The organism is Methanomicrobium mobile BP, from assembly GCF_000711215.1.
In the GTDB taxonomy this organism is placed as follows: domain Archaea; phylum Halobacteriota; class Methanomicrobia; order Methanomicrobiales; family Methanomicrobiaceae; genus Methanomicrobium; species Methanomicrobium mobile.
In genome coordinates this window covers 458760-471969 of record NZ_JOMF01000004.1, presented here as the reverse complement: position 1 = coordinate 471969, position 13210 = coordinate 458760, and the positions used below count along the sequence as shown (strand labels likewise).

General features: G+C 50.4%; 12 protein-coding genes. 4 read left to right on the top strand and 8 right to left on the bottom strand.

From position 1 onward, the window contains the following. Positions 1-576: 576 nt before the first annotated feature. Positions 577-1173, bottom strand: a complete 597-nt coding sequence (locus tag T502_RS02195) for a PAS domain-containing protein (RefSeq protein WP_052359035.1) — start codon at positions 1171-1173, stop codon at positions 577-579. A gap of 270 nt (positions 1174-1443) precedes the next feature. Here T502_RS02195 and T502_RS02190 point away from each other — a divergent pair, with 270 nt between their 5' ends. The 3 genes from T502_RS02190 to T502_RS02180 all read left to right on the top strand — a co-directional run bounded on the left by T502_RS02190 (position 1444) and on the right by T502_RS02180 (position 3978). Continuing rightward, positions 1444-2190 carry an SAM-dependent methyltransferase gene (locus T502_RS02190; RefSeq protein WP_042705392.1) on the top strand — a complete coding sequence of 249 codons (747 nt, stop codon included), beginning with the start codon at positions 1444-1446 and terminating at the stop codon, positions 2188-2190. 154 nt (positions 2191-2344) lie between these two features. Then, positions 2345-3475: an MBL fold metallo-hydrolase gene (locus tag T502_RS02185; protein ID WP_052359033.1), complete on the top strand. Its 1131-nt coding sequence runs from the start codon at positions 2345-2347 to the stop codon at positions 3473-3475. 5 nt (positions 3476-3480) lie between these two features. Further along, positions 3481-3978, top strand: coding sequence for an NDR1/HIN1-like protein (locus T502_RS02180; protein ID WP_042705391.1), 498 nt, complete (start codon positions 3481-3483; stop codon positions 3976-3978). 132 nt (positions 3979-4110) lie between these two features. On the opposite strand, the gene T502_RS02175 is transcribed toward T502_RS02180, so the two are convergent. Both T502_RS02175 and T502_RS02170 read right to left on the bottom strand, forming a co-directional pair. Next, positions 4111-5775 carry an ABC1 kinase family protein gene (locus tag T502_RS02175; protein WP_042705390.1) on the bottom strand — a complete coding sequence of 555 codons (1665 nt, stop codon included), beginning with the start codon at positions 5773-5775 and terminating at the stop codon, positions 4111-4113. A gap of 82 nt (positions 5776-5857) precedes the next feature. Continuing rightward, positions 5858-6865: a hypothetical protein gene (locus tag T502_RS02170; RefSeq protein WP_052359031.1), complete on the bottom strand. Its 1008-nt coding sequence runs from the start codon at positions 6863-6865 to the stop codon at positions 5858-5860. Between the two features lie 334 nt (positions 6866-7199). Between T502_RS02170 and artA the strand changes: the two genes are divergently transcribed. Continuing rightward, entirely contained in the window at positions 7200-8054 is an 855-nt protein-coding gene (gene artA / locus T502_RS02165) for an archaeosortase A (RefSeq protein WP_042705389.1), read from the top strand. Between the two features lie 58 nt (positions 8055-8112). On the opposite strand, the gene cbiB is transcribed toward artA, so the two are convergent. From cbiB to T502_RS02140, 5 genes are all read right to left on the bottom strand, one after another. Then, entirely contained in the window at positions 8113-9084 is a 972-nt protein-coding gene (cbiB, locus tag T502_RS02160; RefSeq protein ID WP_042705388.1) for an adenosylcobinamide-phosphate synthase CbiB, read from the bottom strand. Beyond that, positions 9066-9593: a DUF7524 family protein gene (locus T502_RS02155; RefSeq protein ID WP_042705387.1), complete on the bottom strand. Its 528-nt coding sequence runs from the start codon at positions 9591-9593 to the stop codon at positions 9066-9068. Before T502_RS02155 ends, cbiB begins: the two co-directional genes overlap by 19 nt. Positions 9594-9747: 154 nt before the next feature. Further along, complete coding sequence (locus T502_RS02150; protein WP_042705386.1) at positions 9748-9942, bottom strand: methytransferase partner Trm112; 195 nt, start codon at positions 9940-9942, stop codon at positions 9748-9750. Positions 9943-10140: 198 nt separating this feature from the next. Then, on the bottom strand, positions 10141-11142 hold the full coding sequence (locus tag T502_RS02145; protein ID WP_042705385.1) for an adenylosuccinate synthetase: 1002 nt from the start codon (positions 11140-11142) through the stop codon (positions 10141-10143). Positions 11143-12033: 891 nt separating this feature from the next. Continuing rightward, the gene (locus T502_RS02140; RefSeq protein WP_042705384.1) at positions 12034-13200 is read right to left on the bottom strand and encodes an aminotransferase class I/II-fold pyridoxal phosphate-dependent enzyme; all 1167 of its coding nucleotides are present in this window, start codon (positions 13198-13200) and stop codon (positions 12034-12036) included. Positions 13201-13210 lie beyond the last annotated feature (10 nt).

The window sequence follows — 13210 nt, the reverse complement described above, 5'->3', positions numbered from 1 at the left end:
GCAGGATCAACCAGAATTGAGTTGTTTTATCTTTTTTAGATCCGATGTGTCTCACCGGTTTTGAAGATACGTTTCACTTCGGCACACTGATTCTATCGACTTTGTTTAAATCTAAAGGAATTAGCGGTTAATAAATAAATTTCCGCATTATCAGTACCAACGTCGGAACCAACACTCCCATCCGAGCGATTTTGGCTCCCCATCAGAAGAAATTCGAGGAAACAATATTGGACTTTATTACTAATAAAGTACGTTGTTTCCTACCTATACAGCGGACTTTTTCTGCTCGCGGTTTTTCACCGTTTCTTTGAGCAATCCACGATATTTTTGAATTTCTGCTCTATTACGCCGCATTTCTCACGGGCGTTTCCCGCGGTTAGGGCGTAATACTTTCAGCCTTACAATGTTAGTGTGCGGCGTATATAAGAGTTGCCACGTAACGGCAGTATTCCCCCATATGCCGAAGTGAAGACCGAAGAAAATAACGCCTCTGCGCCCGTGAAATTTTTCGCGCGTCATGATCGCGCAGAAAGTCGGCGCCGGAAGTCACACGTGACGGCATGGCGGCATGGCGCATCACTCCGCAGGCTCTTCTCTCCTGCTAAGTGCTCCTGCTCTTTTAAGAGCGGTAACATCCTCGAGAATTACGGCGATTCCCGGACTGCCGTCGTCGAAGACCGTCGGAATGAGCTTAATCAGGAAGAAAACGCTGCCCGAATCATCCGCCCATTCGATCTCCTTACCGCCTTTGGGTTCGCGAATAAGTTCGCCGACCTGTCTTAAGACTTCGGCGCTTGATACTATCGGCAGCGCGGATTCCGGCAGAATCCTTCCGATTACGTCATCCCGCTTCCGCCCCGCGAATGCAAGGAAGTTGGCGTTTGCCATAACTATCTCCTGACTGCCGTTTAAAACGAGAATGGCATCCGAAGAAAAGTCCAGAAGGGATGAGACGGGAACGCGGTCGGAGAGCGTATAGACCTTTGAAACCCCGACACTGCGCATATCGACGCGCCCCGAGATTACTAGCATATTGAGGTATTTCGAGACGGAGTTGCGGTTCATATCCAGAGATTTCGAGATATCAGTGATACTCAGTCCGTCCGGCTGACCTTTCAGCAGATCAACCACCCTTGCCAGTTCACGCCTGCATTCCTCTATATGCCGCGACAAAATCAAATCCCCCGATTCCCTTATCGTTCTATGTTTCTCTATACGGTCGCAGTTTCCTTAAAGATTGTGTAAACGGGAGGCAATGAACAAAACGACGATAATTATCCGTGTTTAACCCCCCGCATGTCGCCTGCCGTCTGCCGTCCGTCACGGCCGATGCCACCAAGCACACCCGACCACGCAAACCCCGGCAAACAATAGAATAATCAGAACTTAGCGACAATTAATATAGAGTAACTTAGTGAAACTTCCAGATAAGCGGAGAATAATATGGATTTTCAGCAGATAGTGTCTCTTTCACAGGGTCCGCTAAGCATAATGAACCCGTTGAGCATTGAAAAAGTCTTATACATCGGCGAGATCGCGGGGATGGCGGAGGGAAAGAGCGTCATTGATTTCGGATGCGGCAACGGCACGGTTCTCGGGCTTTGGTCACAGAACTTCGGAATCGGCGGCGTCGGAATCGATATTCGCGAGGATGCCTGCCGGACCGCGTCCATGACACTCGAAGAACTGGGAGTTTCCGATAAGGTTTCCGTATTCTTTGCAAACGCCGCCGAATACGAAAAAGACGAGTCAGAGACCTACGATTTCGCGGTCGCGCTCGGCGCTTCCCAGATCTGGGGCGGCATCGAAGAGACCCTCAAAGCGCTCTCGGAATACCTGAGCGACGGCGGAAGCATCATAATCGGCGACAGATACTGGAAGAAAGATCTGGTTCCGCCGGAATTCTGCCGCCAGTGGTCCGAGATTCTCACGGAATACGAGATCTTGCAGATAATCAAGGACAACGGATACGAACTCCGCTCGCTGATCCGCGCCTCCGACGACGACTGGGACATCTACGAATCGGGAATCTGGAGGAACTGCCAGGACTGGCTCGCGGCTCAGGAAGACAGGGAAAGCGACGATTACCGCGAGGTTCTGGAATATTTCCACAGAATTCAGGATGAATACATCGCTTACGGCAGGGAATATATAGGCTGGGCGATGTACCTTATTACCCCATCATTATAATTAATAGGGTAACAATCGGGTAATCAATAGCAATTAACAAAGTAATCGGGAATTACATAGAAATCGGAAATTACACAGAAATCGGTAATTACAGAGCAATCGGTAATTAACAGAATAATCGCAGGGCATGAAAAAATAAACGGTGCAATAAAATATGACGGACAAATACCCGTTTTCGAACGATTTTATAGAGAAGATAAGATTGTTCCTGACGAAATTCGAGGAGTCGGGCGGCAATCGCGGCGACAATAACGGCAACAATACCGCCAATAACGGCATTGAGGAGAATATCTATTTCAGGGACAAAAAGAGCGTCGACGAAAAACTGACCGACTTCCTTGACGGCATAGCAAAGACCGTGGAGATTCTCACGGAAAAAGGGGAATCAAAAGAGGAGATTCTTAAGAACTACACGGACTGCGGAGAGTTCCTGCTCAATACAAGCGGCAGCGGATTTTACGCCGATGTCCAGATTCAGAAGATTAACGACGGTATAACCCTCTACTGCTTCCAGACGCCGGGCGGCGGCAGCATATTCCTCTTCGATACCGAAGGCGGCATAGTGATGGTCGATACCGGTTACGGAATCTATGCCGATGACGCGAAACGAATGTTCAAATACTACGGTCTGGACATCTCGCGCCTGAAGTTCATCATAGTCACGCACGCCGACTCAGACCACTGCGGCGCGGGCGGCGCATACGATGTCCCCGCCTACATGCACCCGGGAACTCTGGAGATTATCCGCTGCGGAAATCGTGCATGGGGTTCGATTCACGAGTCTTCGACCCTCGAGAAGGTATATACGACCATGATTGCCTACTTCTCGCACTGGAACCCGTCGAAAGAGAAGAATATCCGCCTCTTCCCCGAGGATTCGATCGAAAAAATCGGCAACTTCGCAAAGCTGGGAACGCTGCCCGTCGGCAACATCACGATAAATGTCCTCTTGAGCGACGGCGGTCACCAGTTCGGTCAGCTCATCCTCTATTCCGAGGACGCAAACCTGCTCTTTACCGCCGATACTCTGATGAATTTCACGAGTTTTGATACCTCGAGGCGCAATTACAACTCAATCGCCGATTTCCTCGTCACATCCGTGAATGTCGACAGCGAACTTGCAAGGAAGGAGAGGAAGAGTGCCGTGGCTCTCGCACTTGAGCACGAGGCAAAAACCGGCAGGAAATGCCTCATCTGCGGCGGTCACGGAACAATCTCCGTGCTTAATTCGGAAGGAAAACCCGAGACACTCGGCAGTGTGGAGCACTATACGCCGAAATTATAAACGATATGACCAATATGAACGATATGACGGATATGCCCGATAATACCGCGATGCCGACCGAAAAACAGGAAAAAGCACCTGCCGTAGAGATACGCGACATACTCTTCAGGGACATGACGATCTCGGAGACGGAGGTAACCGTGAATGTCGCCGTCAAAAACCCCATGCCCGTCGCCGTTTCGCTAAAAAAGATTGAATTTACTCTCAACAGGGTTGCTGAGGATGATGACGGAGTCATCAGAGACAAATATCTCGGCAAGGGTATGCGCGAGAATGTGAGGCTTGCGCCGTCATCGGAGACCGTTATCGGCATCGATGTCCTCCTCAAGAATTCCTCGCTTTTATCCGCCGCTGCCGATTTCCTCACGGGCAGCGTTACCGTCAAGGTCGCGGGAACGGTCTCGTTTGATCTGAAAATATTCGCACCCGCGATTCGTTTCGAAGAGACAAAAATAGTAAACGGTCTGCCCTCAATACTGTCTAAAAAACTTGAGGAATTTTGATATTTCAGAAAATTGAAATTTCAGAAGATTGAGATTACAGAAAAATGAGGGAGATTGAGGCTTTTTGCCTGCTCAATCCTGCTTAATCATGCTTAATTTTGCTTAATCGTGCTCAACCCTGCTCAATAGTACTCAATCGTCGTAGTATCTCTTCTTTTTATTCGGATACAGCAACCTTACGAGGGTTACAATGGCGAAGGTGAACGCTCCGAAATATGCCAGAACCATGAGAATGATAACATTCGCCGTATAGGGAATATCAATCGAATACATCACAATCGAGGTTCCGATAACCAGAGAAGCGGCAAGAAGACCCATGATAATTCTGTCCGTCGCCTTCTCGACGGTCGTCGAGAGCCTGTCGACATCTTTTGCGACAATCTCGAGCTGGAATTTGCCGTTTGCCCACTTATTGAGGGTATTGTTGAAGATCTTGGGCAGCTTCATTATGCTGTCAAGGCTCTCCATCATGACATGGGTCGTTCTCTTAAGGTTCTTCGGCGAGAAATACTGCTGTTTTACGATCTGCGTCAGATAAGGTCTTGCATTATCGTAGAAGTTGAAATTCGGATCGAGTTTCTGACCGACCCCGAGGATCATCACGATAACCTTGAGGAGCGCCATCAGAGTACGCGGTATCTGGATGCCGTACTGGTTTAAGAGGTCGGGCACGGCGGCAAGGGAAGCACCGCTGTCAACCGCCGCTACATTTGCGCTCTCGGCACCGAAGAGTGCATAGTAGAGACCGTCCTTGATCTCATCCATGTCGTCCGGGTCGATTCTGACGCCGAGTTTCTGGAAGTTCTCGATTATAGCGTCAACATCGGAGTTGACGATTGCAAGGAGCAGTTTTATGAAGGTGTGACGCCGCTCGGGTCGTATCACCGCAATCGCGCCGGGGTCGATGAAGGTCATCTTGCCGTCGGTGTTGACGAAGATATTGCCCGGATGCGGGTCGATATGGAAGAATCCGTCCTCGAAGATCATCTTCAGGTAAGCGCGGAATCCGAGCGCCGCATACCTCTTGGGTTCATATCCGAGTATCTTGATGCTCTCGACGTCGTCGACGCGGACACCTTCGACATACTCCATCACGAGCATCTTCGAACCGGAATATTCCCAGTAGATCTTGGGGAAACAGATATCGGGGTCGCCGGCAAAGTTCTTGCGGAATATGTCGGCATTCTTTCCTTCGGCAACGTAGTCGAGTTCCCTCTTCATCATTTCCGTGAAGTCGGCAATTAGTCCCGTCAGGTTATATGCACGGAGTGCGGGGTTTATCTTCTCGAACCTCGACGCCATGTTTTCTATGATCAGGGTGTCGGTCTCTATCTTTTCGGTGATATTGGGGCGCTGTATCTTGATTGCGACTATGGTGCCGTCTTTGAGGATACCGCGGTGAACCTGACCGATGGATGCGGCGGCTATCGGTGTTTCCTCGAAGTATTCGAAGACGTCGTCGATGTTGCCGCAGTATTCTTCGATTGTGGGGCGCAGGTCTTCGAAGGGCACAGGCATTACGTTGTCGTGGAGCTTGCGGAGTTCCACGGCGAGTTCGGGGGGTATCCTCTCGTTGTCGGATGCCGCCATCTGACCGAATTTGACGGCGGTTGGTCCGAGTTCTTCAAGAGCAAGTCTCATCCGCTCATAGACCGAACGATTGTCGGTCATTGTGTCGTTTTTGAAGAGTTTTTTCCTTCTTCTGCCGTCGGGATCAAGTTCATCGGCAATGATGCCGAATCCGTACTTCACCATGACGTCGGCTATCTGACTGTATCGTTTGAGCCTTGCACCCATAATAGAAAAAAGTTGGTTATGATTTGTAATAAATATTAGCGAATAGCTAAAAAAGTGGGGTATTTTTGAGATGAAATCCCGATTATTCCCTTTCAGTCATCAAGTCATCACTCTTTCCGCGGGAGGCAAAAGCGGCAGCGGAAATGCCGACCGCGGCAATGGCGGCGGCGATTGCAAGCAGGGCGGAAAATGCCGATAAGGGTGACTGCGTGGGCATCGGTGTCGGTGCCGTCGCCGGTTGGGAAGGTGCGGGGTTTTCGGTCGGCACCGCCGTTACCGCCGGTGTTGCGGGTGTCGTCGCCGAGGGTGCGACAAGCGTGAACTTGCCGGTGAACGAGACTGTGCCGTCGTTCTTCTCGACGTTGACCGTGTATTCGTCGGGTTTCAGATTGGTCGTGTCAAGGTAGAATCCCCAGATATTGTCGGGGCTTCCGTAGCCGACCGTTATCGTTCCGCTCTCTCCCGAGAACTCCGAGGACTGTGTCTTCTGTGTCGGCACGAACGAGGATGACAGGACGTTATAGATCAGTTTGTCGCCGGGGGCGAGGTTGGTCGTTCCCGATATGTAGATTCTGTTGCCTGCGGTGTATTCGGCGCGGTTGCTGAACGCAATCCACGGTTCGGCGATGATGAACGTGTTCGTCGTGTACGTGTCGTCGATATTCGGGGAGTCGAGGAGTCTCATGAGGGCGTATGCCGCGGCGCTGCCCTGAAGTTTGCTACTTCCCGAGATTACGAAGGATTCGCCGTCCGAGGAGACGACTTTGTCGCCGCTGACGTAGACGTCAAAGACGCCGTTGTACATCGGGTGCTGGACTATGCAGTAGTACTGACCGGGCGAGAGGTCCGAGGTCTTGGATGAGGTCAGTTCATACGTGTAGCTTGTTCCCTGTACCTGTTTTGTCTCGCGTGTCCAGTAGTTCGGACCGAAGACCCAGAAAGCAAGCCCCTGCTGCGGGTTGCCCGTCGCCGTTCCCGTTATCTTGACGCTGTCGCCCTTTGCGTAGGTGTCGGTCGCCCCCGCAGGCTGGATTGCGCAGAGAATGAGTAATATGAGCAGTATTCCGGATATTTTGAGTATTGTTTTCATTTTGTTCTCCTGTTGATTTTTGTATGATTTACCTGTCTTATTTTTTCTGTTGGATTTTTCTGTTGATTTTTTATCCGCTGTGATTTCCTATCCGTTATTAATGATTCATTAATGATTCAAATTTCGAGGTGATTCTAAAAATAACTTTGTATACCTGCCTAAGTTTATGCCGGTTCGAAACGGGAGGCGTGATGTGAAGGAGTATCGCTTGCTATGGGGCGTGGGTGGCGGCGGGGACGCGGCGGTATCGGTGAAGTTGTTCAGATATATAGTGCGGTATTTATAAACGATCAGTCTGCTTTATTGACTGTCAGTTACAGATATTTTTTACCGAATGTCCGAAGTTTTCCTCCTGCTCATCGCATCATTACTCTGTTTTATCCTTTTTCTGGCGCCTACGGGGTTTAAAAAGTATTTTTCGGCGGGCGGCTGGACATTTCTGATTATTCTCTTCCTGTATGTTTCGTTCTCGTATCTCCCCGAGAATGAGTTTGTTTACCCGATATGTGCGCTTATTGCCCTTCCGCTCGCGGCGCTTACCGTAAAGGGTGCGCTTGAGTCCGACCCGATTGTCTTTCAGCTCTCGTCGGTTGCGGCGATTGCGTTTACAATTTATGCGCTCCTCGTCTTCGTCGAGCCGATAGCGAACTTCATGATCGCGGCTCAGGTAAATTCCACTGCCGCGGCTCTCAACGCAATCGGGCACGCCACATCGATTTATTCGTGGGATACGATGATGAGCGGCGGCTACTTCGTCCAGATTACGGTTTCCTGTACGCCCGTGGTGGGCGCCGCGATTATGCTCGGGCTTGCAGTCGGTCCTGCGGGGACGTACCTTCAGAAGTTCGCCGGCGCAGTTTACGCGATAGCTACTCTCATTATCATCAATCTCATCAGACTGGTCTTTGTCGTGATTGCCTACTCCGACCAGTGGTTCCCATTCTTCGCGGACGCCGTTTCCGGCGGTTTTGCCGGGTTTGAGAGCTTTTACTGGGCGCACAACGTTATGGCAAGGATTTTGTTCACCGTAATCGCCATCACGATAACGGGCGGCGGTCTGATGGTTATCATACCCGACCTTAAGAAGTTCTACCTCGATTCCCTGAAGTATTACTACTACGGATTGAAAGAGATGAAAACGACGATTGTCTCGGCTCTGGACTCCGCTCTCAAATCGGCGAAAAACTGAATCGGATGAATACTCCGGCTAAATACTCTATATACTCAAAATGCTCAAAATATTTCGGTTAAATACCGAGCAGCCCTACGATAACTCCGCCCGCAGCCGTCATCGCCGCACAAAAGATTACGGCAGATATCGCGGATGCCCACCTTACTGCCGAAAATATATCCTTTTTTGCCTCGCTCAGACTGCGCTTTTTGCATTCGCCGCCGATGACGTAGACGCCGGGCTTGACAAACGCGGTTTCGCAGCCGCCGGCGATGAGCGACATCGGAATGCCGCCGTTGAACCCTTCGCGCTTTTTTCTGTCCGCAATGAAGGTCTTCCAAGCGGGTCCGAACTTACCCCTTGCCGCGAAGTAAAGAATCAGGACAAGACCGCTGAAACGTGCGGGGATGTAATTTAAGACGTCGTCCATCCTCGCCGCAAACCAGCCGAGCCGAATCCTCTCGTCCTTATATCCGAGCATGGCATCCATGGTGTTTGCCGCACGGTAAAACGCCGCACCCGCAAGCCCGAATATCGTGAAGAAGAAGAGCGGCGATATTATGGAATCAACGAGGTTTTCCGCCATCGATTCAAAGGCGCCCGAGAGAATCTCCTCGTCTTTGAGCACGGCGGCATCGCGGGATACGAGGCGCTGAACGGCTTCCCGCCCGCTGCCTTCGCCGCCGCTCTTAAGTGCGCTCTCGACATTCTCGACATGCTCCTCAAGGCAGCGCCACGCAAAACAGATCTTGAGAAGAAACGCCGAAACAATGACGAGAATTGCGGCTGAGAGAATCGGAGAAAGGTGTGCGCCCGCTAAAGGCAGACAGCGCTCGACAATGAGAAACGGAAGCGTAAATACGACTGCGGTTAGGAAAGCAAAAACAACGCCGGCAATCCTCTGAATGCGGACGGGGTAGAGCCCGGGTCTTCCCCAGACCGCTATCAGACTGCCGAGCATGGCTACGGGATGAAACCTTGACTGGGGATCCCCCATGAGCCTGTCGATGACAAGGGAGAGTAATAGGGTCAGGACCGCCAGCGCCATGCAATTAAAACTGCGATTGTGAGCAGAATCACCGATGAGAAACCGGCGACCATTCCGTAGTAACCGATTGCGAGTATGTACGCCGCCCAGCCTGCGACTACGAGGAGAGCCAGTGTCAGCCCGTAACCGTAATTATTCTTCTCCGGCTCTTCGGTTGTGGGAGGTATATCCTCCAGAACTTCGGGAAGTTCCAGCGATCTGTCGGTGACGTTGACTTTGAATGTCTCCTTTACGATGCCGTAACCCGTGATTATGTCTATCTGGAATGTTCCAGTCGGCGCCGTTGAAAGAATCGGCACCTTGAACTCCATTTCCTCCTTGAGATAGATGTTTTCGTGCAGATAAATGGTATATCTGCGTGCGTTTACCGCGGAGACCGAGACATGAAGCGGCGCTCCGTGATTGACGAGCCTGAGAACAAGGACATCTCCGACCTCAACCTCGGCTGATTTCGGGACTTCGACTGAGTTTATCTTCCTTTTGTTGATATTGATTATGTATTCCGGCATTTTATCCCCCGTTTCCGCATCACCGTGAGTGACGCGGCGTTCATATTTATTATCTTCTTATCTGTCGTTATTGCCTATATCGTTATTGCATCTCTTTCAGTTTGGATCTCTCCGTTTCGGATAACTTCGGTCGGGATATCCCGATGTGTAGCAATTATTCCAGATTTTTGGGCAGAAGGTCGGGGATTCCTTCTGAGATTTTGTAATCGGCATTGCATTTTTCGCAGAAGAGCGAGCCTTCCAATACATCGTCTTCGCCGTTTTCAAGCTGTCTTTTCTCGGTTACCGTGAGTTTTAAGTCGCCCTTGCATACGGGACAGCAGAGCAGTTCATAGGTTGACATCTTCATATTGTTTACCCCATGGAATTTGTATATTCATGTTTGCTTCAGATATGACATATAAGTAATTGATGAAAAATGAGGGTTATTGGTTGATTGTTATTGGTTTGTGGTTGATTGTTATTGGTTTGTGGTTGATTGTTATTGGTTTGTGGTTGATTGTTATTGGTTTGTCGCTTTATTGTTGATTTTATCCGATATCCCGGATTATCTGATATCGATTATCTGTGTGACGTCGGGTCCCGTGGAGATGAGTTTGATGGGAGCGCCGATATCTTCTTCGGCTTTTTTGAGGAACTCCAGAGCTTTTGGTGTAAGCTGGCTGTATTCGGTTGCGCCGTAACATGCCGGGTCGATATGGTCGATGCCGGTGATTGCTCCTATCGTGCAGCCGTTTATCATGGCGGAGTATCTTGCAAGTTCGCCGTCCCAGACGCCGATTCTTCTCTCGCGGTGGGTTACAGTTCCGAATTCCTGAATACCGAGTTCGTGAGACTGCTCGCGGGTCATCTCGGTCTCGAAGGGACCGCCGCCGACGCGTGTCGGGAATGCCTTGAAGACCACGATTACGTCGTCGACCTTGGTGGGTCCGATTCCGTTGTCAGCCGCAATCTGCGATGCGGATGTGTCCTTGCTCGTTACATAGGGGTATGTTCCGAAGTAAAGCGAAATTCCGAATCCCTGCGTGCCTTCGAGGAGGACGGTCTCGCCCCGGTCGATGGCGTCGTTGAGCATCTGAGCGGCATCGACGATATACTCCTTGAGTTCGGGGACGTCCTTCGCCTGTCTTGCCGTTCTGTTGACACGGGCGACGTTTGCGGGTCCGCATCCGGTTCCCGTCGTTCCTATCTTCTTTGATAGGTGCTCGCTTGCCTTGTCCTGCGCAATGTGCTCGGGCTCGATGATGCCGCATCTCTTGTCTATGAATACGCGGCCTTCGACGCCGACGTTCTTAATCTCGTTTTTAAGGACGGTCGGGTCGACAAGGACGCCGCTGCCGATAAGGAGTTTTGCGCCCGGGTAGACGAATCCCGACGGAATCATCCTGACGCCGTAGGATTTGTCCCCGACCTGAACCGTGTGTCCGGCGTTTGTGCCGACACCCCCGCGTGAAATTATTGAGGGTTTGTCTTTGTGCGCAACGTGAGCGACGATCTTTCCTTTACCTTCGTCGCCAAAAAAGCCACCTACGATTATGGTACAACTCATTGGATTTCATTAAAGTTGGTGAGTTTATATTAAATAAATGTATCATGTGTTACACAAAATTAAGCCCGATGAATCGAGTTTGAAATCGCTCTGTTTGAGGGTTTTATTCTTTTAAGCCCGATTTGGACGCTTTTGAGATCATAGACGCGCATTTCCCCAAAAATATATATAGTGCTTTTTCTGGTCAGGGCATGGGTTGAGAGAGGCATGGGGAACGGACATTGCGCGGGAAAAGGGCAGGGAGCGGGGTATGTCTGCGGCTGTTTACCGGCAAAACGAACGGTAAACCAACGTTAATCCGAATTGTAAAATAATTTTTACTTATGTGCGGACAAGATGCCGGGGTCGAGACGGGTTAATAAGGTTAATGCGACTTATTTTTAGTTCCGATTTGTGAATATTTTAATGTTTAAACCGAAATTATTTTGATTTCCAATGGAAATGATGGGGTTCTGCCGCCTTTTCGGATCCTGTTTTTCCATTCTCATTATACGGTCGGGAAATCGGGTTATTTCTTCACACTGTTATTTATTCCGGTATCACGATTTGATGTGAAAATGCATTTGAGACTTACTTAAAATTTTATGATTAACATTTTGGTCATGACAATTCGGACAGACTTATGTAAAAATACGATTTTCCAGTGGAAATGATGGGGTTTGGGATTTCGTGAAAAACAATTGCAAAATTATTTAAATGCCTTAAAAATGGATTTGGTTGTTTTTTTGGGTCATTAATTAATACTTCGGTTTGTCGTCGATGCCCCGTGCCGCAGGTCCCGGCAGGGCAGGTACAAGGTGACCGGTTCACCCGGAAAATTCCGACAGCTCCCACCTCTCCGGGATATCCGACATCTCTGAGATATTCGACAACTTCAACAAATCCGACAGCTCAGTTCTTCGAGATATCGGCTATGAACTCCTCGATTCTCTCGACCGCTTTCATCAGGTCGTCGCGTGAGGTCGCATAACTGCAGCGGAGATGGTCTTTACCGGCGTCTCCGAAGACGGATCCCGGAACCACGGCGACATGGTGCTCCTTTAAGAGTCTCTCGGCAAAGACCTCGTCCGAGAGTCCGAATTCGCTGACATTGGGGAAAGCATAGAAAGCGCCGCTGGGCATATGCGTCTTTAATCCCGCCCTGTTAAGTCCGTTTACGAAGAGATTTCTCCTTACCCTGAACTCCTGAACCATCTCCTTACAGGCGTCCATGCCGTTCTTAAGTGCCTCGATACCCGCATACTGAGCCCCCGTTGGCGCGGAAAGCATGACATACTGGTGAATCTTGAGGATTTCGGCGGCAATCTCCCTGGGTGCGCAGAGGTAACCCAGACGCCAGCCGGTCATGGAGAACGCTTTCGAGAATCCGTTGATTGTGATTGTCCTCTCCCAGAGCTCGTCGACGGATGCCGCCGCCGTCTTCTGACCGTCATACGTGAGTTCGGTGTAAATCTCATCGCTGACGAGGAGAAGATCGTTATCGACGACGACATCGGCGATTGCCTTATAGTCATCCTTCGACATGACCGCTCCCGAAGGATTGTTCGGGAAGTTGCAGAGGAGCACCTTGGTCTTGGGCGTTATCTTCTCCTGAATTGCCTCCGGCGTCAGCCTGAACTTGTCTTTCTCAAGGCATGGGACCTGAACCGGTCTGCCGCCGGCGAGCATGACATTGGAGCAGTATGCGATATACGAGGGATCGGCGACAAGGACATCGTCGCCCGGGTCGACAACGCCGCGGATTACGATATCCAGCGCTTCCGAGGCGCCGCTCGTGACTATCATCTCGCTACGGTAATCGTAGGAGACGCCGAAGGACTCTTCGAGGTATCTCTGTATCTCCTGACGAAGTTCCAGAAGACCGGTGTTCGAGGTGTATGCCGTCTGTCCCTGCTCGATTGAGCGAATCGCCGCTTCCCTTATGTTCCACGGCGTATCGAAATCCGGTTCGCCGACGCCGAGCGAGATGACGTCGTCCATCTCCTGAGCGATGTCAAAGAACTTGCGTATGCCCGACGGAGGTATGGAGCGGACTCTTTCCGAACAAAAATTCCTCATTTTTACCTCC

Coding starts and splice junctions, on each gene's coding strand:
- T502_RS02180 (WP_042705391.1), top strand. CDS start 3,481: ATGACCAATATGAACGATATGACGGATATGCCCGATAATACCGCGATG.
- T502_RS02175 (WP_042705390.1), bottom strand. CDS start 5,775: ATGGGTGCAAGGCTCAAACGATACAGTCAGATAGCCGACGTCATGGTG.
- T502_RS02185 (WP_052359033.1), top strand. CDS start 2,345: ATGACGGACAAATACCCGTTTTCGAACGATTTTATAGAGAAGATAAGA.
- T502_RS02145 (WP_042705385.1), bottom strand. CDS start 11,142: ATGAGTTGTACCATAATCGTAGGTGGCTTTTTTGGCGACGAAGGTAAA.
- T502_RS02140 (WP_042705384.1), bottom strand. CDS start 13,200: ATGAGGAATTTTTGTTCGGAAAGAGTCCGCTCCATACCTCCGTCGGGC.
- T502_RS02190 (WP_042705392.1), top strand. CDS start 1,444: ATGGATTTTCAGCAGATAGTGTCTCTTTCACAGGGTCCGCTAAGCATA.
- cbiB (WP_042705388.1), bottom strand. CDS start 9,084: ATGGCGCTGGCGGTCCTGACCCTATTACTCTCCCTTGTCATCGACAGG.
- artA (WP_042705389.1), top strand. CDS start 7,200: ATGTCCGAAGTTTTCCTCCTGCTCATCGCATCATTACTCTGTTTTATC.
- T502_RS02150 (WP_042705386.1), bottom strand. CDS start 9,942: ATGAAGATGTCAACCTATGAACTGCTCTGCTGTCCCGTATGCAAGGGC.
- T502_RS02170 (WP_052359031.1), bottom strand. CDS start 6,865: ATGAAAACAATACTCAAAATATCCGGAATACTGCTCATATTACTCATT.
- T502_RS02155 (WP_042705387.1), bottom strand. CDS start 9,593: ATGCCGGAATACATAATCAATATCAACAAAAGGAAGATAAACTCAGTC.